Raw genomic sequence first — 20,349 nt, 5'->3', positions numbered from 1 at the left:
TCGTTCATCGGGTTCTGTCGTCCTCGCCCCTGTCTGATCACAAATCACGCGCGCACAAAACCCGTCGTCGTCCAATCTCCCCAATTTGTATCGACCGGAATCGGCGGCGCCCTCGAATTGCCCGAAGTCCATCACCGATCGGCGCGCTTTCGCGGCCAAAACTCTTGAAAACGGCGGATTTTTTGGTTATAGTCGCCAACATCGCATCGGAGGCGGCGCCCTCGCGGGATCGCCACCACACACCCTGCCGGGCCACGAGTTGGAGAGGAAGAAAGATGTCCATGCGGATCGTCTGCGCCCTTCTCGATCTTGTGGATACCGATACCCTTTTGGTTCAATGGGAGGGTGCGCCGCGGCAAGTCCGCCTGATGGATGTCCAGCCCGAGCCGGCGGTCGCCGCCGCCCGATCACCCACGCACCTCGGTCGCCGTACGCTCAAATGGGCCAGAGAGTTTCTGTTGGAGAATTCTTCCGAGGTCCAGGTCGAGTTTCCGTCCGGCCGCCTCGAATGGAGCAATTCGGGACGAATCCTTGCCTACGTCCATACCCGAGGCGAACTTTACAACGCCCGTCTTATTCGCGACGGTCGAAGCCCTTGTTTCGAGAAATACGGCCGCCCTTCCATTCACCGCGATGCCATGGAACGTGCCGAGCTATGGGCGCGCCGCGAAGGCCTGGGGATATGGGGCGACGCGGCACGGCGCGACGTGTACGATCGGCAAAAAACGTGGTGGCGAATCCGCGCGGGGCAGGTGGACGACTTCCGCTGCCTGAGGGCGCAGGGAGAGGACTACTTCGATTGCCGACTGGATTACGAAGGCATCGTCAAGCACGCCAGGGCCGCCGCGACGATCGTGATCTTCGCCGACCTGGTCCGGCCGTTTCACCTCTCCGATGGGTCGATCCTGATCCAACTCGGCAGCCCCCACCAACCGCTCTCCGCTTACTTCCCCCCCGCCGCGCGGCCGCTCGCCCTCTTCATCGAGCGCGAATTCGTCGGCGAAGGAAAGCCCAACTTTCTCTATTTCGACGCCCCGCTCGTGATGGCAGGCGATCAGCCGCAGATCACGGTGGAGCGATTCGAACAGATCAGCACTTGCCCGCCGAAGGTTGCCGCCCAGTAAACACTCGGTGGTACGGTGTCACAAAGCTACGGGGTGGAGGCTGGGCGCGAATTCGTTCCGCAAGACAGTGGCGCATGCCTCCGCTACTATTTACGAGCATGTCATCGGAAGTTGAAGAGATGAACCCCGCCGAGGTCAATGCCCTCCTCGTGGCGCACTCGCCCGATTTCGTCCTCCTCGATTGCCGCGAGCCGGAGGAAATTGCCATCGCGCGCATCGACGGCGCCCTGCACATCCCCATGGGCGAAATCCCCTCGCGCCTGCAATCGCTCGACCCGGCGAAGGAATACGTCGTCTTCTGCCATCACGGCGTCCGCAGCGCCCACGTTGTATCCTTTCTGCGAAAGCAGGAGTTCGAACGCGTTCGCAACATGACCGGCGGCATCGACGCCTGGTCACGCGACGTAGACCCGACCGTCCCGCGGTACGATTGACGCGAGACATCGCCAGTCAGGCGATGCCGTCGCGTTCGCTCCAATCCGAATACTCCACTTCCTGTATCTCGAATTCGGGGCGGGACATTCCTGCCCGCACCTTCCTAAATCCGATTATAGACCATGCGCGCTCTTCGCCTCACCGGCCCGCCACCCCGCCCGTTTAACCGCTCGCCGTCCAATTCCACAGCAACCTGCGCCGTATGTGCCATCGTCGTGACACTATTTTCTACCAGCAAGGCCACCGCGCAGTGCAGCCCGCAGGAACTCATCAAGCTGACCGGCTCCGACGCCGCCGCCTCCGACCAATTCGGCTATTCCGTCTCCATTTCCGCATCGACCGCGGTAATCGGCGCGCCGTTCGACGATAATTCCGGCGGAACCGATGCCGGCGCCGCCTACGTCTTCACCGGCAGTGGCGCCGTCTGGACCGAGCAGGCCAAGCTCACTCCCCTCGACGCGGCGGCCTCTGACCAGTTCGGCTTTTCCGTTGCCGTCTCCGGCGACACCGCGGTCGTTGGCGCCTATCTCGACAATCACGCGGGCGGCAGCGACGCCGGCTCGGCTTACGTCTTCGTTCGGTCGGGAACCACCTGGACCGAACAAGCCAAGCTGATCGCCTTGGATGCGCAAGGCAGTGACTGGTTTGGATCCACCGTCGCCATCGACGGCGACACGATCGTCATCGGCGCCCAGCGCGAGGACCCGCCCGGCGGCACCAACGCCGGTGCGGCCTATGTCTTTGTCCGTTCTGGGACCGTCTGGACGCAACAGGCCAAGCTCACCGCCTCCGATGGCGCGGCCCAGGACAGATTCGGCATCGCCGTCGCCGTTCACGTGGACACCACCGTCATCGGCGCGGAGGCAGACGATCAGGGCCTTCTCATGGACACCGGCGCGGCCTATGTGTTCGTCCGGGCCGGCACCTCGTGGAGCGAGCAGGGCAAGCTGACGTTGCTGAACGCCGCCGCCAACACTTTCCTGGGAATCTCCGCCGCGGTAGATGGCGACACCGCTCTCATTGGAGCCAACCGCGACGATCTTGTCGGCGGCGCGGACGCCGGGTCCGCTTACGTCTTTACCAGATCCGCGGGCGTCTGGACCCAAGCCACCGGTCTTTCCGCCTCGGATGGCGCCGCCAGCGACTTTTTCGGCGACTCCGTGGCCCTCTCCGGCAACACCGCCCTCGTGGGCGCCGCCTTCGATGACATCCCTGCCGGAAGCGAGACCGGTTCGGCTTATGTCTTTTTCGGCGCGGGCAATTCATGGAGCGAGCAGGACAAACTTCTCGCCTCCGACGCCGCCGCGACGGACTATTTCGGCCGCTCGGTCGCACTCGACGGCGATATTGCGATCATTGGAGCCCGGCAAGACGATCACGCCGCCGGGGCCAACGCTGGCGCGGCCTACGTCTTTGTCCTCAACTGCAACGTGGACGGCGATCTGGACGGGGACGGAGACAGCGACGCCGACGACACCGAGATCTTCGTCAGCGTCCTTCTGGGCCTCGACATGAGCGAGGACCATATCATACGCGCAGACGTCAACGGCTCCGGTCAACCCGACGGACTCGATATTGAGCCTTTCGTTCAGGCCCAGACCGGCGTTTGAATTCCTGAACTTGCGCCGCGTTTTCAAAGGACGTTTCCCGGACTTGTGAACGCGCGCATCGGACTCGATAATGCTCCCGCCATGAACCACAAAACCGCCGCGCAGATTCGCCAGGAATTCATCGACTACTTCGTCCAGAAGTGCGGCCACACCTTTGTGCCGTCCAGCCCCTGCGTCCCCCACGACGATCCCACGCTGATGTTCACCAACGCGGGCATGAACCAGTTCAAGGACGTCTTCCTCGGCACGGGCACACGGTCCTATCGCCGCGCCGCCAACACGCAAAAATGCATCCGCGCCGGCGGCAAGCACAACGACCTCGACGACGTAGGTCACGACACGTACCACCACACGTTCTTCGAGATGCTCGGCAACTGGTCCTTCGGCGATTATTTCAAGAAGGAGGCGATCGAGTGGGCGTGGGAGCTGCTCACGAAGGTCTGGGGCGTCGATCCGCAGCGGCTGCACGCAACCTATTTTGAAGGCGACGCGGCCGAAGGTCTCGAGCCGGACAGCGAAGCCCGCGATCTATGGCTGAAGATCCTGCCGCCGGAGCGCGTCCACCCCGGCAACAAGAAGGACAATTTCTGGGAAATGGGCGACACCGGCCCCTGCGGCCCGTGTAGCGAGATCCACATCGACCTGACGCCGGACAAGAGCGGAGGACCGCTCGTCAACGCCGGCGACGCGCGGGTGATGGAGGTCTGGAACCTCGTCTTCATCCAGTTCAACCGCGCCGCCGACGGCAAGCTCTCCCCCCTCCCCGCCAAGCACGTCGACACCGGCATGGGCTTCGAGCGAATCACGTCGCTCTTGCAAGGCAAAAAAAGCAACTACGACACAGACATCTTCACGCCGATCTTCGCCGCGATCCGCGCAGTTACCGGTGCGCCGGCGTACACGGGGAAGCTGGAAGCACCGGCCGATCAGAGCCGCGACCGTAAGGAAGCGCCGAGTGATCCGCAGATCATGGTCGATGTGGCCTATAGGGTAATCGCGGACCATTTGCGCACTTTGACTTTTGCACTGACGGATGGCGCGACGCCCAGCAACGAAGGCCGCGGCTACGTCCTGCGCCGCATCCTCCGCCGCGCGGTCCGCTACGGTCGCCAATATCTTGGAACGCATGAACCGTTCATGTGTCAGCTCGTCCCCGCCGTCGTCGAATGCATGGGAGATGCATTTCCGGAACTGACGAAATCCCCGCAGCACGTCGCCGATATCATCCGCGACGAAGAGCAATCGTTCATCAAAACGCTCGATCGCGGCATCGCCCTCTTTGATGAAGCTGCCAACTACGCCGCGTCGCATCACCACGGCCGCATCAGCGGCGAAGATGCCTTCAAGCTGCACGACACTTACGGCTTCCCCATCGATCTTACGGAACTTATGGCCGAAGAACGCGGAATGAGCGTCAACATAGGCGAGTATGAGCGGTTAATGGAAGAGGCGAGGGAGCGAGCACGATCAGCCTCAAAACAAGAATCCGAGGAACTTCTCTCGGCCGTTGATGCCGGGTTTATTGAGCGTATTCCTCCCTGTGACGATTCGGCGAAATATCATCTCAGCGAATCGTTTGAATCCACGATTGCAGCATGTACGAATTTTGGTTCAAGAGTACCAGCAGTTGGGGCACCAATTGTCATCGCCACGCGCGAGACGTGTTTCTACGCCGAACAAGGAGGCCAAGTTGGAGATACGGGCACTACTAGTACCTCCACCGGCGAGATTGTCATAGAAATCGTCCAGCGACATGGTGACAAGATCATTCATTTGGGCCGGATTGTTAAAGGCAGTGTCGCCCCTGGTCAGCTTTGCCGGATGTCAGTATCCGAACGACGCATTCCCATCATGAAAAACCACACCGCCACCCACGTCATGAACTGGGCGTTGCGGGAGGTTCTCGGCGATCACGTGCAGCAAAAAGGCTCGCTCGTCGATCCGGACAAGACGCGATTCGATTTTTCACACCCCTCGCAAGTGACAGACGAGCAACTCGGCCGCATCGAGGAACTCGTCAACTCGCAGATCGAAGAGGACCTGGAGGTCTTCACCGCCGAGGCCGATCAGAAGAAGGCCCGCGAGATCAACACCCTCCGCGCCGTCTTCGGCGAGAAATACCCCGATCAGGTCCGCGTCGTCTCCGTCGGCGTCCCGGTCGATCAACTCCTGGACGACCCCACCAACGACGAGTGGATGCGCTACAGCGTCGAATTCTGCGGCGGCACGCATGTGAAGCGGACAAGCGAAATCGGCCGCTTCCGGCTCGTCGAGGAATCCGCCGTCGCCAAGGGCATCCGCCGCGTGACCGGCGTGACGGCCGAGCGCGCTCTGCGCGCCGAGGCCGATGCGACCGCGGTCGCCCGGCTGCTCAAAGTGGCGGCCCAGGCGGACGAGATGGCCCTGCCCCACCGCATCGCCGAAATCACTGCGCTCATGAATCAGGCGGAGCTGCCGGTCGTGGAGCGCGCGCGCTTTCGCGCGGATTTGGCGCACTTACAGGAACGCTTAAAAAAGGTCGCCAAAGAGCAGGCTAAGGCCGGGGCGGCGGACATCGTGGCGAAGGCCGATCAGGTGCTGGCAAGCGCGCCGCGCGCCGGAGCCACGGCCATCATCACCGCCGACATGGGAACGGCGACGATCGACCAACTCCGCAGCGCCTGCGACTCGCTCCGCAGCCGCGCGGGATCGGCGGCGATCCTGTTGGCCGCGGAAAACGAAGGAAAGGTTCTGCTGCTCGCGGCCATGACGCCGGATGTCATCGCCAAGGGCCTCAAGGCCGGCGATCTGATCAAGGAAATCGCCCCCCTCGTCGGCGGCAAGGGCGGCGGCAAGCCCGACCTCGCCCAGGGCGGCGGTCCGGACGTCAGCAGGATCGGCGATGTGATTTCCGCGGCAACGGCATCGTTGAAAGGCAGATTGGCATGAAGCGAACGAAAAAGGCGAATTCAAAGACAAGCCGCAAACGGCGTCGGATTGTGATGGAGCGGCTAACCAAGCTCGGCGAAGACGACGGCAGCTTCGATGTGGAAAATTGGCATCGCGTCGGGCCGCAACGACGCATCGACGCGGTCTGGGAACTTTCCGTGGATCACTGGGGAAAAAAGGGGATCGATCTTCGTACGCTCAAGATGGACAAGTCTGTCGAAAGGCTGTTCGTTCGTCGCACGAAATGAAAACGATCGCCAAAGCGAGCCAACGAAGGAACAAGTCAGCAATCACTTGCCCGTTCCAGGCGCCGCCAGCGCTTCCGACTTTGCTTTTTTCAGCCAATCCAAGAATTTCTCCGGCGTCGGCACCGGGTTCACGTATAGCGGAGAGGCCACGCGCTCACCGGCCGGATTCACCATCACGCACACCTGTGGCTGGCGGACGCCGAACCGGTGGGTCCACTCCTTGAAATAGGCGTACTCCAGTTCCGCGTTGACCGTACCCGTCAACTCCGCCTTGACCGCCGCGTTTTCCAGTACCTCCAACTTCATGTTGCGATGCACGGTCGAATCCCACGCCTTGAAATAAAGCAGGAGCGGCTTTTTCTCCTTCGCCGCCAATCGCTCAGCATAGCTAGGATCCAGGTACCACACCGGCCCGCACCCGCTCGCAACATACAAGCTGACGGCGCAAATCGCCCCCAGTACCAGCCGATTCAATCTCGCACGCTCCCTTTTCAACCGACAACCTCCATCCATCGCGCCGCCGTCGTCCAGCGCCGCGTTCGCATTTCACGCTGTCGAAAGGCCCCCGTCTACCTATCGGCTCCCCCCGCGTCCCCGCCCCCGCCCGCGCCGTCGGCCCCCGCGACGACCGGTCGTGCTACCCCCGCCTCCGGCAGGCCGCCCGACTTCCCGAGGGCCCCCTCCCCCGACCGGCGTGACTGGTCGCGCCGCTCCCAATGGGACTTCGCGTCCGCGGCGATCGATGCACGAGATATGCACCTCATCCATCCCGAGCAGCGGATCGCCCTGTATGCGAATCGACTGTCCGGTCGCCCGCTCCAGATCCGTGATCTGATGCCGCTTGCGATTCAGCAGGTCATTGGCCACGCTCGTGGTCACGCGAACATCGATGCTCGCCACGCCCTCGCGCTGCCCGGCCATCCGAATCTCGCGCATGACGTCCAGCCCGACGGACTCCGTCGCCTTGATCCGGCCGCTGCCGTTGCAGCGCGGGCAATCCTGAAACATGCTTTTGGCGAACGAGGGCCGCTGACGCTGCCGGGTCATCTCCAGGATGCCGAACCGCGAGATCTTCAGTACCTTGGCCCGCTCCTTATGCTTCTCCAAGGCGTCCGCCAGACGATACTCGATCGAGCGGCGGTGCTTTTCCTGCATCATGTCAATGAAATCGCAGATGATCAGCCCGCCGAGATCGCGAAGCCGAAGCTGGCGGGCAATCTCGTCGGCGGCCTCCAGGTTCACGCGGTACGCCGTCTCCTCCGGATTGTCGTGGACCCGGAATCGCCCGGAGTTCACGTCGATGGCTACGAGGGCCTCGGTCGACTCGATGACCAGCGAACCGCCGCACGGCAGCGCTACGTGCTTGGAGTGCAGCTTGTCGATCTCGCTCTCGATGCCGTAACGATGAAAAATCGGCTCGGGGTCCTCGTAGAGCGTGACGACGTCCTGCCCTCGCGGGCTCGCGATCGCCAGAAATTCCTTCACGCGGGACGCGACCGGCGCGTTGTCCACGATGATCTTGTGCAGGCTCGAATCGAACACATCACGGATCGTCCGGATGACCAGGTCCGACTCCTTGTACAGCTCCGCAGGGGCGGGCTCGTTCTTGATCCGCTCCTCCACATTTTCCCAGAGCCGCGCAAGGTAATTCAGATCGCGCTGCAGATCGCGCTTCTGGCGATCGATGGCCGCGGTCCGCGCGATGAAACCCATATCCTTGGGCAGTGAGAGCTGCCCGAGGATTTCGCGGAGATCGCGGCGCTGCTCCTCGTCTTCGATCTTTCGCGACACGCCCAGCTCGTCCATCCCCGGCATCATCACTAGAAACCGTCCCGGCAATGAGATATAGCTGGACAGCGTTGGGCCCTTGGTGCCCACGCCTTCCTTGATCACCTGCACGATCACCTCCTGCCCGCGGCGCAGGCAGTTCTGGATCGGCGGCCGATGCCGCCGCGGCGTCTTGCGACCGACCAGTTCCGGCTCGCCCTTGCTCTCGGGAAAGTACCGGGGGTGCAGATCGCTGATGTGCAGAAAACCGTGCGCCGGCTTGCCGAAATCAACAAAAGCGGCCTGGATCGAAGGCTCGACGTTGGTAATCCGGCCTTTGTAGATATTGCCGACATTCGACACGGACGTGGTCCGCTCGATGTATAGTTCGTCCAGGCGACCCGCGCGAAGCAGCGCGATCCGCACCTCATCCGGATCAGAAACGTTGATCAGCATCTCCCGGCGCTCGGCGGCCGCCGGCGGCGTTTCTTCCGCATCGGCCGCTTCTGGTTTGGCCCGTCGCCTTCCGCGGCGCGGCGCCTCCTCCACTTCTTCGAGGTCTTCATCGACCAGTGTGGTCTCGCCTTCGACCGAGATGCCCTGGGTCGGCGCCGCTATTTCCCGGGCGACAACTGGTTGTTCCGATGATGATTCTGAGATCGCGGGAGATGCTTCGCCGCCCGCTTCTCCTTCCGTGGCGCGCCCTCTGCCCCGCCCCCGGCCCCCGCGCCGCCGGGAACGCCGTCGGCCGCTCGGGCGTTCTTCCGCGCCTTTTTCGCCATCGGGTGGACCGCGTCGCTCGGCTTGGTCGCGCAATTCAGCGGCGTCGGCGCGTTGTTCGAACGCCGCCGCCTCCCGCGCCGTCGCCTCGCGAGGACGATCCCCGTCCGCCTCCACGCCGTGCGCCTCAGAGTCCGAGTCCAGCGATTCCGCCGAATCGGACGGCCAGCGCGCGAGTGCCGTCGGCAACATGTCGTGCGGCGCCTCGGAAGACGCTGCCCCAATGAAAGCGGCGCCGCCGGAAGACGGCCGTTCGTCGGCTTCGAGAATACCCGCACTGAAATCGACTTCGTTCCCGATACTGCTCACGATCGGTCGCTTCGCGGACGGCCGAACGATCTTGGCTGTTGCAATGGCCTCGCTGAGCTCCAGCGGGTCGGGCTGGGCGCCCTCGCCGCGCGTACTTCGCCCGGTCGCCACCTTGGGCTTCTTGGAGCGCGAACGCTTCTTGAGATTCTTCACAACTTTCCTTTCTGGGGATCTTTGGGCGGACCCGCAGCCGCCTTACGACGCGTATTCGACGCGCTCGCGGCGGACGCGGTGCAGATATTCGCGACTCGGCAGGCCCAGCACCTCGAGCACTTCGCCGACGCGCGCCGTCCCGCTTTGCGAGATCGTCTGCGTCCATTGGACGCCTTCCGGCGTCGGCGTCACCTCGACGAGATACGGCCGGATATCCACCGACCGCCGTGAGGTGCTCTTCGGAATGGTGCGTTCAACGGGGAGACTTTCCGCCGCGAGAAGCGTGGACGCTATTTGCGCCACGCTGTCGCGTTGCTCGCGTTCGAGCGAAAGCGAATAGGTCGCCCGTTCGGGCGTCCATCGCTTCGTCGTATCCATAAAGTCTGCCGTTAAGAGCATCAAACCGACCGGCATGTGCTGCGAGAGCCGCGACAACGCTTCCTCGGAATTCATCTCGCTGTCCAGTTCCACCACGAGGAGTTCGTCGCGCGAGGCGACGCCCACCGGGCGGGGCAGCACGATCGACATCCGCGGGCGAGGATTGAATCCCTGCGAATAGTGCACGGGCAAACTCGCTCGTGCCAAGGCCCGCTCGAAAAGCCGCAGGGTGTCGTGGTGAGAGATGAACCGAAGGTCGCCGTCAACAGCGTACCGAATCGCCAAACGAATGCGCAAGCCCGTTAGCGATCCCTCTATTTCATTTTGCCCGATGCCCCGGTGCGTACACCGCACCCGCATCGAGAACAAATCTGTGCCGCCCGACCATCGGGCAAGCTGCGGCGGCGCACGGTTCCTTTCCATGCAGCGCCGCGACCTGCCCCGTCTCAGATATCCCCCCACACCTTGCGGGTCTCGTCGCGAAGGTAGTTTAGCACCTCCCGCTCCGTCTCGAAAGAGAGAACCCGCCGCTTGACCCGTTCTGCATCGGCCATCGTGATGCTGCGGATAATCTTCTTGATGACCGGGACGTTATTTGCCGCCATTGACAGCGTCCGTAACCCTAGTCCTATCAATAAGATAGTAAAGATCGGGTCTCCCGCCATTTCCCCGCACAAACTGACCGGGGTTCCGGCCCGGCACCCGTCCCGAACGACGCCGCGAACAAGCCGCAGAACCGAGGGATCAGCCGGGGTGTAAAGCTGTGCAACGCGCTCGTTGGCCCTATCCACCGCCAGCGTGTACTGCACGAGATCGTTCGTCCCGATGCTCATGAAATCCGCCTCGACCGCCAGTTCGCGGGCGCAGATCGCCGCCGCGGGCGTCTCCACCATGACTCCCACGGGAATCGGCGAGCGAAACTCGTATCCCCCCTCCTCCAACTCCTCGATGACCAGATTGAGCACGAACTTCGCCTGTCGAAGCTCCATCAATCGGGAAATCAGCGGAAACATCACGCGCACGTCCCCGAACGCGCTCGCCCGCACGATCGCCCGCAATTGGGGGCGAAACATTGTGAGGTGTTGCAGGCTGTAACGAATGGAGCGCAGCCCCAGGAACGGATTCCTTTCCGGTTCCCATCCGGGCTGACACTTATCCCCGCCCAGATCCATCGTGCGGATGACTAACGGCCGGCCGTCGAGCGCTTCTGCCGCCGCGCGATAGGTCTCAAATTGTTCCTCTTCCGTCGGCGAGCAGTCCTCCTGCATGAACAGAAACTCCGTCCGAAACAGACCAATGCCCGTGGCCCCCTTTGCCAGGCAGCCGGCGATCTCCGACGGAAATTCGATATTGCCGTGTAACTCGATCTTGTGACCGTCGCGCGTCTCCGCACCGAGTTCGCGCAGCTCATCCAGCGTCGCGCGCACCTCCTTGAGATGCGCCACCTGCGAAGTGTATTCGGCCTGCTGGCTCTCGTCGGGATTGATGACCACCACGCCGTGCAGGCCGTCGATCACCAGCGTATCTCCGCCGGAGACGTTTGCCGTGATGTCCTCCAGCCCGATCACCGCCGGGATGCCCAGGCCCGCCGCCAAAATCGCGGTGTGTGATGTGGCCCCGCCCGCGTCCGTCGCGAAGCCGAGCAACTTGCGCGTCTTTTCCAGCATCACCAGTTGCGACGGCGTTAGATCGTGCGCGACGATGATGACCGGCTCTTCGGCATCGGCCAGTTCCTGACGCGTTTCTCCCCCGACGTGGTGCAAGAGCCGGCGCTCAATATCCACCACATCCTTGGCCCGCTCCTGCAAGTACGGGCTGCCCATCTCCTGAAACCGGCGGCGATACCTCCGCATGAAGAGGCTGATGGCGTACGCCGAGCTGTATGATTTGCTTTCGACCAGCGCCGCGATTTCCTTCCGTGGCTTGGGGTCGGCCAGCCAGCGCTGATGAAACCCCAGAATGTCCCCCATATCCGCGCCGGCCCGACGCGATAGTTCCTCGCGCTCTCGCGCCAACTCCGTCTGCGCTGCTTCGAACGCCCGCTCTAAAAGAGCGAGCTCGTGCGGCGCTTCGTCGACCGGAACGGTTCGTCGCGGAACGCGGGCCTCCTCCGTGTCGAGGACCACCGCACTACCCACGACGACGCCCGCGGAGACGCCGATTCCACGCTTCAACGGCATGGCCGGTCTCCGGTATTCTGGGAGTTAGTAGGTGGCGGCAACGCTAATCTTCGCCAAATTTGCTGTTCACCAGGCCGGCCAACGCCTCGACGGCTTGTGCCGCGTCCGCCCCCTCGGCCACCAGCTTCAGGACGGTACCCGGAGTTCCCTCCAGGAGCATCATCTCCATGGGACTCTTGGCGTCGACGCAATGATTGCCCTTGCAGACCTTGATCCGGCTCGTATATTGCCCTGCGAGATCGACAAACCGCATGACCGGGCGCGCGTGCAGGCCCTGCACATTCGAGATGGTCACCTCGACTTCGACCTGTCGATGGTTGTCGTCTTGCATGGTAACCGTCCATGACGTTCCTGGACTCCCGCCGGCGACCCAAACGAACGCACCCAAATCGGTCGGCGATGCGGCCGACGGGTAACGCGGCCGATCATCAGCCGGTGGGAAGCTGGTCCGCCTCCTCGATGAGGTCCCAAACCGCGTCCGATGTCTCGGCCTGTCGCAGAAAACGACGGAAATTATCCCGCTGTAAATGCCGAAAGATATTTTCCATCGCCTGTAGATGTTCGTCGGGGTTGTTCGGCGGCGACAGCAGGACGACGACGGTGTATACCGGTGCGCGATCCAGCGCGGCGAAATCGATGCCGGCGACACTTCGTCCAACGGCCGCCATGATTCGGGGCACGCTATCGTGTTTCACATGGGGTACCGCGACGCCCTTTCCGAAACCCGTGCTCCCCTGGTTTTCGCGCTGGATCACGGCCTTCGCGATGGTTTCGGCGTCGTCCTTCGGCAGCGCACCACCCGCGGCCAAGGCCTGGACCATTTCGCGAATGACACCGTTGCGATCCGACGCGGACAGGCTCGGCACGATCGCCTTACGAATGACAAAATCCGTCAGCTTCATGGCAAATCCGCTTTATTCTTCATCCTCTTCCGTCACCCCGGTCTCCGCCGACCCGGCGAGCAGGTTCTTGGCGGGAGGTCCGTCGGGATGCTTACGATTTCGAAATCGTTCCTTGTGGCGCGACAACTGCCGCTCGAGGTCCCGCACCGTTGCATCCAGCGCCGCGAATGCATCCGCGTGCTGTTCTTTCGCGATAAAAGTCATGTGATGGTCCGCTTTGACGATGATCTCGCAGGAATAGTGATTCGCCTCCTGATCAAAAACGACTTCTACCGTCTGGACACGATCGTAGAATCGTTCGAGCTTCGAGGATTTTTCGTCTGCATACGTCTTCAGGCGTTCGGGGATTTCGGTGTGGCGTCCGCTGACGGTAATCCGCATGAGGGGTATCTCCAGCAAGCAAGCCGCCTAAGACTAGCCAAGCGATGCCGATTCAGTTGCAGCCCGGCAGGTTCGAAAACGGGGCGCTGTTACCATAAACTTAATCCAACAAAGCAGTTGCGACTATCTTGCCATAAGCGCTCCGAGTCTACGCTCAATGTCCCGGCGGGTCAACCCCCGCAATGGCGACCGGTTGCCGCGATACTCTAGCCAGGACGGCGGCCACGACCGGAGACGCGCCCGCGATTTTGAGTGCGCGCTTGGCCTCCCGAAGCGTCGCTCCGGTGTTAGTCACGTCGTCAATAAGGCCGACCCGTTTCCCTTTTATGTTCGCCCATCGCGCTGCGCGAAAAACGCCCCGCACGGCCTCGGCCCGTTCGGCGGCTGTCATGCCCGGGCGACGGTGCAGGGCCCGGACATATTTCGCAGCGACCAGTGCGGGTACTACTTTTCCCGACCAGCGTCGCGCCGCCGCCGCCGCCAAAACGGCCGTCGGCTGAAATCCCATGGACAATCGTCGCCGCCAATGCGCGGGGACGGGAACCCATACATCCACGATCGTCGGATCGATACGGCCTTGAATCGCATCCGCCAGATGCTCCCCCAACAGTCGATCCAGCGTGAATCGAGTCTTGAAGTGGAGTACCAACGACTTCAACACTCCTTCGTATTGACCGACGCGAACGAAATGATCGAATCGAAGGGCGGGCTTTCCCAGCCGGCATGGCGTACACCGTCCGTCGAGCAGGAGATGCGCACCTCGATCTTCGCCGCACGTTTGGCAATAGTCGCCGCCGAGGCAACGCTGCAGGTCCAAAGCGCAGGGCGCGCACAGTTCGCCCTCTTCTCTCCGAATGCCGCCCCCGCAGGCCGCGCAGGCCGGCGGGAACAACAGGTCCACCAGCCCCCGGCCGACACGTTGAGACCATGACTGCGCGAACATGCGTGTGAGATACTTGGATCCGACTATTCAGCGGACTCAGTTCCATCCGGCGCCGCCGGGCCGCCGTCGCTGTCTCCCGCCGGCCCTTCGAGTGCGACGCCGCCCGACCCGGCCGGCGGAGTTTCCGCCTCATCGGCTTCATCCTTCGCCACTCGGGCCACCGACACGACCTTGTCACCTTCATCAAGCCGGATGAGCCGCACGCCTTGTGTGGCGCGACCGATCTCTCGAGTCTCCGAAACAGCCGTACGCAGCATGATGCCCTTCGCCGTGATCAGCATCAGCTCGTCGGCGTCGGTGACGCTCCGCAGCGCAACAACCAGGCCGTTGCGCTCCGTGGCTTTGATATTGATGACGCCGCTGCCGCCTCGCTTTTGAAGTCGGTACTCCTCGATGTCCGTCCGTTTGCCGTAGCCGTTTTCGCAGACCGTCAGCAAGCTCATGCCCGGCCGAATCACAACCAGATCAACGACCACGTCGTCACGGTGCAGCGAAATTCCCCGCACGCCGCCCGCCGCCCGCCCCATCGCCCGGACGTCCGTCTGTTGGTAGCGAATCGCCATGCCCTGCCGCGTGCCGAGCACGATCTCGTCCTCGTCGCTGGAGAGGGCGGCCCCGATCAATGTGTCATCCGGGTCGAGACTGATCGCGATAATGCCGCTGGGCCGTGGGTTGGAAAACGCCCCCAGGGCCGTCCGCTTTACCGTCCCCTTGGCGGTCGCGAAAAAGATGAATTTCTCCTCGAACTGCGAGACCGGCAGAACCGCGGTGTGCCGTTCATTATCCTGCAGCTTAAGCAGGTTTGCGATCGACCGGCCCCGCGCCGTGCGCGCCATCTCCGGGATGTCATAGACCTTGAGCCAGTAGATACGGCCGCGATTCGTGAAGAAAAGCAGATAATTATGCGTGCTTGCGACGAAGAGGTCCTCGACGAAGTCCCCCTCCTTCGTATCGCTCCCCCGGATACCCCGACCGCCCCGCCCCTGGCTGCGATAGGTGTCCACCGGCACGCGCTTGATATAGCCCTCGTGCGAGATCGTCACGATCATGGGCAGATCTTCGATCAGCTCTTCCATGCGGAATTCGCCGACCGCCGCCGTGATCTCCGTCCGCCGCTGGTCGGCGTACTTCGCCTTCATTTCGTGCAGGTCTTCGCGGATGACGTCCAACACCAGGGCTGGATCGCGCAACATCGCCTGGTAACCCTCGATTTCCTCGACGATCTTGGTGTATTCGCCCGCGAGTTTCTCGACCTCCAACCCTGTCAGACGCTGTAATTGCATCGCCAGGATGGCCGCGGCCTGCACGCCGGTCAGGAACTGATCGCTGGTCGCCGCCCGCCGCGCAAACGTCTCTGGAAGCAGCTTGGTGAGTGCTGAAGATTCCGCCAGCCGCAGTTTTCGTTCCATTAATCGCGTCTTCGCCGCGTCCGGGTTCGGTGATTTCCGGATCAGCTCGATGATGGCGTCGATGTCCCCCAACGCGAGGATCAATCCTTCGAGAATGTGCGCCCGCTGTCGCGCCTTGCGCAGAAGATACCGGGTTCGCCGCGTGATGATGTCCTTGCGATGCTCGAGATAGTGCTCCATCAACTGCTTGATCGTGAGCGTCTGCGGCTGCTTGCCGACGAGGGCGATGTTGATCACCGCAAACGTCGTTTGCAGCGGCGTGTATTCGTACAGCTTGTTCAACACCACTTCGGGACTCACGCCCGACTTGCACTCGACGACCAGCCGGATCGCGTGCTTGCGATCCGATTCGTCCCGCACGTCGCTCACCTCGGGCAGCCGCCCCTCCTTCACGCACTCTGCGATCTTCTCGGTGATCGTGTTCTTGATGATATTGAAGGGAATCTCGTCCACGACGATCCGAACCCGATCGCCCTTCATCTCCTCCTGATGCGTCTTGGCGCGCAGCGTGAGGGACCCCCGGCCCCGCGTGTAGGCGTCCAGAATCCCCTGCCGCCCGCAGATCATCCCGCCCGTCGGAAAGTCCGGGCCAGGGACGATCTTCATCAGCTCGGGTATCGAGACCTCGGGATTCGCGATCAACGCCAGCAGACCGTCGCAAATCTCCCCCAAATTGTGCGGCGCGATATTTGTCGCCATCCCCACCGCGATGCCCGTACAGCCGTTCACGAGCAGGTTCGGGAACTTCGACGGCAGCACGACCGGCTCCGTCGTCGTCTCGTCGTAGTTCGGCACGAAATCGACCGTCTCCTTGTCGATGTCGTCCATCATGTCCACGGTCGGCGGGGCCATGCGCGCTTCCGTGTAACGCATCGCGGCCGGCGGATCGCCGTCGATCGACCCGAAATTGCCCTGGCCATCAATCAACGGGTAACGCAGCGCGAACGGCTGCGCCATGCGTACGAGCGTGGGATAAACCACCGCGTCCCCGTGCGGGTGATAGTTGCCCGTCGTGTCGCCGGAGATCTTCGCGCATTTGCGGTGCGCCCCTCGCGGCCCGAGCTTGAGGTCGTTCATGGCCACGAGGATGCGGCGCTGGGACGGCTTAAGACCGTCGCGGACATCCGGCAGGGCCCGCGCGACGATGACGCTCATCGCGTAGCGCAGGTAGGAATCCTGCATCTCATCGACGATGGGAAGATTACGAATGGCTTCGGGTTGTGATTCGCTCATGGGTCCTTTGGGGCCCGGAATTCGTCCGGGCTAGAGAAGAGATTTTAGAGGGAATTCAGAAGTTCTTCCATCTCGCCTTTGGCGTGCATTTCGCCGCAATTTCCGGCCTGGTCCATGCCCTTTTCCAACACCGCCTTGGCCGCCTCGATGTCCCCCATCGTAATCAGCGTCTTGGCCTTGTGGTGGTAGGCCGCAACGTAATTCGGATCGACCTCCGTCACGCGCTCAAACCGGGCCAGACTTTCCTCATACCGCTGCGCCTTGGCCAGCTCGATCGCCATGCCGAAGTTCAGGAACGCATCGTCCGGCTCCTTCGCCAGCAGTCTCTCCAATTGCTCCAACTTGGACATCATAAGCTCCGAGTCGACGGCGGCCCCGTACGCCTTATTGTGTGGGAAGTCTCAACAAAAAACGAGCCGGAACGCCTTTCGACGATCCGGCTCGTCATGATAGCTGACGAGCAAAGGGCTGAATCAGCGCCGCCGCCGGCGGATGGCCAGTAGCCCAAGTGCCAACAGGCCGACCGTCGCTGGTTCGGGTACCTCCACTCGAAGGATAGCGCCTATTTCCGTCCCTCCTGCGGCCGGGATCATACTTACCTCGACGAATACAAACCCATCCTCCGCCAGATCCAATCCCGGCCCGATGACCGTGCTGGCCTCAAAGTCCGTGATGATCCAGTCGGCGATGGTATCCCCATCCGAGTCAACCTGGTCGTTGCGGCTCAGCAGCCGCACGCCGTTTATCAAGTCATCAGCATCGCCGAAGAAAAGGTGTTCCTGGGCCGTGGTTCCGCTGCCCCATCCCCACGTGTGAACCACGTTGTTCTTGTTGTCGATGCTCGCCGCGTTGACCGACGCGCCCGAGGCCAGAGTGATACCGTCGATCGTCTGGCCCTCGCGCACCTTGATCTCACCCTTGAACGCGATGAACTCATCGCTGGTCGTGGCGCCGGACGTGTCGCCGTGCAGCAGCCAATCGCCGGCGTTATTCACAAATACGCCGTCGAAGTTCTCCCAGTTGGTGCCGTCTCCGACCGGTAGGCTTTCCTGGGCGACGAAGGCGCCATCCCGATAGACGTGTACGTTATTGGTCGTGGACCCCGTAACCATGTCGAGGATATGGACGTGATGTGAACCGTTGTCGGAGATGTCGTAGTTGAAATTGCTGGCCGCCGTCGAAATCGCCTTGCCTTCGATAACATCCCCGCCACTGATGATGCGGGAAATGCTCATCGGGTTATTCGGATCGGTCGCTCGGAACAGATGCCGGTTCGAGGTGCTCCCCCCCGCCGTCGTCGAAGTTCCGCCTATCCAATGCGCCGTTCCATTGGGCAACATCGTTGGACGGCTATTGAAAACGCTGAACAGCCCGGGGTTATTGGGAACCGCGTCCCCGTCCGCCAGCAATTTGCCTCCGGCGGTATAGACGGCATCGCCACCGTTGAAGGATGGGCTATAGATGAAGTTTCCAAGATTGCTCACGCCCATCGTGCCCTCGCCGCCGGTCAGCGAATCCGGAAGCGCATCGCTGCTGTTAAAAACGAAACCCGAACTATGCCAGATGCCTCGAGTGCTGTCGTCAAAAGCGGCGACGAAACCGACCTTGCCGAGGCCATCGGTAAAAGGCGCGTTCAGCGTGCTCACAGTCCGTGCGCCGAAGACATCTCCCTGTTTAATGACGATGTCCACAGGAGTCACGGCGAATGCCGCGGGCGTGGCTGCGAATAAAACTCCGACGATCAGACCAGCGATGACCCGATGAATCGAACGCGACATGTGAAACCCTCCGGTGCCCAAATCGACAAGGCAGAATCTTGCTTCAACCAACCCCTTGGTGTTAGCGATAACTATAAGGGTTTGTTGGGGGTTGTGTCAATAGGGGACTCCGCTCGAATAATCTAGAGTTTTTCTATCGTAATCTGATCGTTGGCGTAGATATTGATCCGGCCCGCGATCTTTAGTGCCGTTTCGACGATCTGGGCGGCGGTCATCTCCGTATGGGCCAAAAGGGCTCGCGCCGCCGACATGGCCGAGACCCCCCCACTGCCGATCGCCAGCACTCCGTCGGTCGGCTCGATGACATCACCGCTGCCGCCGATGATCAAACTCGCTTCCGAATCCGCCACCGCCAGGAGGCTCTCCAGCCGCCGCAAATTTCGATCGGTCCGCCAATCCTTGGCCAATTCGATGGCCGCGCGCTTTGTTGCCCCCTTGAATTCCTCCAGTTTGCCTTCGAATCGTTCCAGCAGGGCAAACGCATCCGCCGCGGACCCCGCGAAACCGGCCAGCACCTTGCCCTTATATAAACGCCGGATCTTCACCGCGTCGTCCTTGACCACGGCATCCCCCAGCGTGACCTGCCCGTCACCTCCGATGGCGACCTGGCCGTCCCGGCGCACGGAAAGAATGGTCGTCGAGCGGAATCGGTTGTGTAGGCGGGGCATTCCTCGCGACCTCCTGCCGACGTGGCGGGTATCATTGTACGGCAACCGACGCGAACAGGAAACCTATGGCCCCAATCAATCGTCCGTGCCGCGGAAATTCTGTCGGCTCCCTTTGTCAGTTGGCATTGTTCATTATGCCACTTTCGGGCTGTTCCGAAAGCGCTCGGCCCATTGTCACCCAGCCGGAGCAATCGCCACCCATTGCGACGTCGAGAGCCGCTCACAAGGAGGAATCTCCCGCGCCGCCAGCCCGTCCCTCCGTCACCGACCCGGAGGAATTGACGACGAAGTCGCCGCCGCGCCGTCCCCTTCGGCCCGTCGATTCCTGGGTCATCTTCCGAAACGCCACCGACCCCAGCGAAGACGTTCTGTGCGACGCCCAATGGACCGGGGGCAACCGGCTTCAGGTCGTGACAATTAACGTCACGCGCCTCACGGTGGACCTGACCAGGCTCCCACCGGGCGCGCCGCGCCGTGGGCCCTGGAACCTGCAGATCGACCAGCAGGGGATTCAAATTACCGGCGTCCGCGGAAAAGTCCTGGATCTCGTTCGCTCGCCCAACGGCATCTGGGCGGTGGACCGCGAGAAATCGCCACGGAGAGAATGACCCTATAGGGCCAGCGCCGCCGCGACTTGGATCGCGCTGCGTTGCAGTATTCGCACGGTCTTGCGAGGCGACGTCTTGCCGGCGACGACCGCCACTAGCGACTCGCTTATTCCCAACTGCTCCGCCAGGAGTGCTGTAATCGCCCGGTTCGCCTGACCCTTTTCCGGAGGTGCGGCCACTCGTATCTTCAGGCAGTCTCCGTACAGCCCGTCGATGCGGCTTCGCGACGCGCCCGGCACAACCTTGACGCGAATCTCGACTCCCTCGGCCGTTGTTTTCAAACAAGGACTCACGGCGGACATTCCATCACCTGCCCTAAAAAGAATCGGCCTCCGGAGCATGTCACTCCGGAGGCCGAGGATGGACTCTATTCAGTCCGAGCGGTTTTAGGGCTCGGTCGCCGTAAGGGTAAAGACGCCTCGCGAGGCCCCGGGATGGCCGACCACCGCCCGACCCGCGACACGAATAAGGTACGTCGTGTTCGGATCGATCGATGACGTTATCACGTTGCGCCG

At 62.2% G+C, this 20,349-nt stretch carries 19 protein-coding genes; 6 read left to right on the top strand and 13 right to left on the bottom strand.

All coding sequences use genetic code 11. The features are described from left to right. The first annotated feature begins 275 nt into the window (after positions 1-275). From VJZ71_00095 to VJZ71_00075, 5 genes are all read left to right on the top strand, one after another. Positions 276-1,124 (top strand): thermonuclease family protein, encoded by an 849-nt coding sequence (locus VJZ71_00095; GenBank protein HKQ46451.1) that lies wholly within the window; start codon positions 276-278, stop codon positions 1,122-1,124. A gap of 98 nt (positions 1,125-1,222) precedes the next feature. Continuing rightward, positions 1,223-1,558 (top strand): rhodanese-like domain-containing protein, encoded by a 336-nt coding sequence (locus VJZ71_00090; GenBank protein HKQ46450.1) that lies wholly within the window; start codon positions 1,223-1,225, stop codon positions 1,556-1,558. A gap of 216 nt (positions 1,559-1,774) precedes the next feature. Then, entirely contained in the window at positions 1,775-3,169 is a 1,395-nt protein-coding gene (locus tag VJZ71_00085; protein HKQ46449.1) for an FG-GAP repeat protein, read from the top strand. Positions 3,170-3,250: 81 nt separating this feature from the next. Beyond that, positions 3,251-6,097, top strand: coding sequence for an alanine--tRNA ligase (alaS, locus tag VJZ71_00080; protein ID HKQ46448.1), 2,847 nt, complete (start codon positions 3,251-3,253; stop codon positions 6,095-6,097). Further along, entirely contained in the window at positions 6,094-6,345 is a 252-nt protein-coding gene (locus tag VJZ71_00075; protein ID HKQ46447.1) for a hypothetical protein, read from the top strand. The genes alaS and VJZ71_00075 overlap by 4 nt, the downstream gene beginning before the upstream one ends. Before the next feature lie 42 nt (positions 6,346-6,387). On the opposite strand, the gene VJZ71_00070 is transcribed toward VJZ71_00075, so the two are convergent. The 12 genes from VJZ71_00070 to hslV form a co-directional block, all read right to left on the bottom strand. Then, the gene (locus VJZ71_00070) at positions 6,388-6,819 is read right to left on the bottom strand and encodes a hypothetical protein (GenBank protein ID HKQ46446.1); all 432 of its coding nucleotides are present in this window, start codon (positions 6,817-6,819) and stop codon (positions 6,388-6,390) included. 99 nt (positions 6,820-6,918) lie between these two features. Continuing rightward, positions 6,919-9,354: an Rne/Rng family ribonuclease gene (locus VJZ71_00065; GenBank protein HKQ46445.1), complete on the bottom strand. Its 2,436-nt coding sequence runs from the start codon at positions 9,352-9,354 to the stop codon at positions 6,919-6,921. Between the two features lie 42 nt (positions 9,355-9,396). Further along, complete coding sequence (locus VJZ71_00060) at positions 9,397-10,155, bottom strand: TIGR03936 family radical SAM-associated protein (GenBank protein HKQ46444.1); 759 nt, start codon at positions 10,153-10,155, stop codon at positions 9,397-9,399. A gap of 23 nt (positions 10,156-10,178) precedes the next feature. Further along, on the bottom strand, positions 10,179-11,912 hold the full coding sequence (gene ptsP / locus VJZ71_00055) for a phosphoenolpyruvate--protein phosphotransferase (GenBank protein ID HKQ46443.1): 1,734 nt from the start codon (positions 11,910-11,912) through the stop codon (positions 10,179-10,181). 43 nt (positions 11,913-11,955) lie between these two features. Further along, on the bottom strand, positions 11,956-12,243 hold the full coding sequence (locus VJZ71_00050; GenBank protein ID HKQ46442.1) for an HPr family phosphocarrier protein: 288 nt from the start codon (positions 12,241-12,243) through the stop codon (positions 11,956-11,958). A 97-nt stretch (positions 12,244-12,340) separates the two neighbouring features. Further along, a complete protein-coding gene (locus tag VJZ71_00045; protein HKQ46441.1) occupies positions 12,341-12,814 on the bottom strand; it encodes a PTS sugar transporter subunit IIA in 474 nt (157 codons plus the stop codon). 12 nt (positions 12,815-12,826) lie between these two features. Then, the gene (gene raiA / locus VJZ71_00040) at positions 12,827-13,195 is read right to left on the bottom strand and encodes a ribosome-associated translation inhibitor RaiA (GenBank protein HKQ46440.1); all 369 of its coding nucleotides are present in this window, start codon (positions 13,193-13,195) and stop codon (positions 12,827-12,829) included. Between the two features lie 154 nt (positions 13,196-13,349). After that, entirely contained in the window at positions 13,350-14,138 is a 789-nt protein-coding gene (locus VJZ71_00035) for a double zinc ribbon domain-containing protein (protein ID HKQ46439.1), read from the bottom strand. A 23-nt stretch (positions 14,139-14,161) separates the two neighbouring features. Beyond that, positions 14,162-16,780, bottom strand: coding sequence for a DNA gyrase subunit A (gene gyrA / locus VJZ71_00030; GenBank protein ID HKQ46438.1), 2,619 nt, complete (start codon positions 16,778-16,780; stop codon positions 14,162-14,164). Between the two features lie 44 nt (positions 16,781-16,824). After that, complete coding sequence (locus VJZ71_00025; GenBank protein ID HKQ46437.1) at positions 16,825-17,133, bottom strand: tetratricopeptide repeat protein; 309 nt, start codon at positions 17,131-17,133, stop codon at positions 16,825-16,827. A 120-nt stretch (positions 17,134-17,253) separates the two neighbouring features. Further along, positions 17,254-18,558, bottom strand: a complete 1,305-nt coding sequence (locus VJZ71_00020) for a PEP-CTERM sorting domain-containing protein (protein HKQ46436.1) — start codon at positions 18,556-18,558, stop codon at positions 17,254-17,256. A 122-nt stretch (positions 18,559-18,680) separates the two neighbouring features. After that, entirely contained in the window at positions 18,681-19,226 is a 546-nt protein-coding gene (hslV, locus tag VJZ71_00015; protein HKQ46435.1) for an ATP-dependent protease subunit HslV, read from the bottom strand. Positions 19,227-19,360: 134 nt separating this feature from the next. Between hslV and VJZ71_00010 the strand changes: the two genes are divergently transcribed. Further along, positions 19,361-19,834 carry a hypothetical protein gene (locus VJZ71_00010; protein ID HKQ46434.1) on the top strand — a complete coding sequence of 158 codons (474 nt, stop codon included), beginning with the start codon at positions 19,361-19,363 and terminating at the stop codon, positions 19,832-19,834. Between the two features lie 2 nt (positions 19,835-19,836). Here the strand turns inward: VJZ71_00010 and VJZ71_00005 are convergent, their stop codons facing one another. Then, positions 19,837-20,115 carry a DUF167 domain-containing protein gene (locus VJZ71_00005; GenBank protein HKQ46433.1) on the bottom strand — a complete coding sequence of 93 codons (279 nt, stop codon included), beginning with the start codon at positions 20,113-20,115 and terminating at the stop codon, positions 19,837-19,839. Between the last annotated feature and the right edge of the window lie 234 nt (positions 20,116-20,349).

Source organism: Phycisphaerae bacterium (genome assembly GCA_035275405.1).
Taxonomy (GTDB): Bacteria; Planctomycetota; Phycisphaerae; order UBA1845; family UTPLA1; genus DATEMU01.
Note: the sequence above shows the minus strand (reverse complement) of the source record. Positions and strands in the feature narration are given on the sequence as shown.

Coding starts and splice junctions, on each gene's coding strand:
- VJZ71_00060 (HKQ46444.1), bottom strand. CDS start 10,155: ATGGAAAGGAACCGTGCGCCGCCGCAGCTTGCCCGATGGTCGGGCGGC.
- VJZ71_00095 (HKQ46451.1), top strand. CDS start 276: ATGTCCATGCGGATCGTCTGCGCCCTTCTCGATCTTGTGGATACCGAT.
- VJZ71_00045 (HKQ46441.1), bottom strand. CDS start 12,814: ATGAAGCTGACGGATTTTGTCATTCGTAAGGCGATCGTGCCGAGCCTG.
- VJZ71_00090 (HKQ46450.1), top strand. CDS start 1,223: ATGTCATCGGAAGTTGAAGAGATGAACCCCGCCGAGGTCAATGCCCTC.
- VJZ71_00010 (HKQ46434.1), top strand. CDS start 19,361: ATGCCACTTTCGGGCTGTTCCGAAAGCGCTCGGCCCATTGTCACCCAG.
- ptsP (HKQ46443.1), bottom strand. CDS start 11,912: ATGCCGTTGAAGCGTGGAATCGGCGTCTCCGCGGGCGTCGTCGTGGGT.
- VJZ71_00050 (HKQ46442.1), bottom strand. CDS start 12,243: ATGCAAGACGACAACCATCGACAGGTCGAAGTCGAGGTGACCATCTCG.
- hslV (HKQ46435.1), bottom strand. CDS start 19,226: ATGCCCCGCCTACACAACCGATTCCGCTCGACGACCATTCTTTCCGTG.
- VJZ71_00035 (HKQ46439.1), bottom strand. CDS start 14,138: ATGTTCGCGCAGTCATGGTCTCAACGTGTCGGCCGGGGGCTGGTGGAC.
- VJZ71_00020 (HKQ46436.1), bottom strand. CDS start 18,558: ATGTCGCGTTCGATTCATCGGGTCATCGCTGGTCTGATCGTCGGAGTT.
- raiA (HKQ46440.1), bottom strand. CDS start 13,195: ATGCGGATTACCGTCAGCGGACGCCACACCGAAATCCCCGAACGCCTG.
- gyrA (HKQ46438.1), bottom strand. CDS start 16,780: ATGAGCGAATCACAACCCGAAGCCATTCGTAATCTTCCCATCGTCGAT.
- alaS (HKQ46448.1), top strand. CDS start 3,251: ATGAACCACAAAACCGCCGCGCAGATTCGCCAGGAATTCATCGACTAC.
- VJZ71_00025 (HKQ46437.1), bottom strand. CDS start 17,133: ATGATGTCCAAGTTGGAGCAATTGGAGAGACTGCTGGCGAAGGAGCCG.
- VJZ71_00075 (HKQ46447.1), top strand. CDS start 6,094: ATGAAGCGAACGAAAAAGGCGAATTCAAAGACAAGCCGCAAACGGCGT.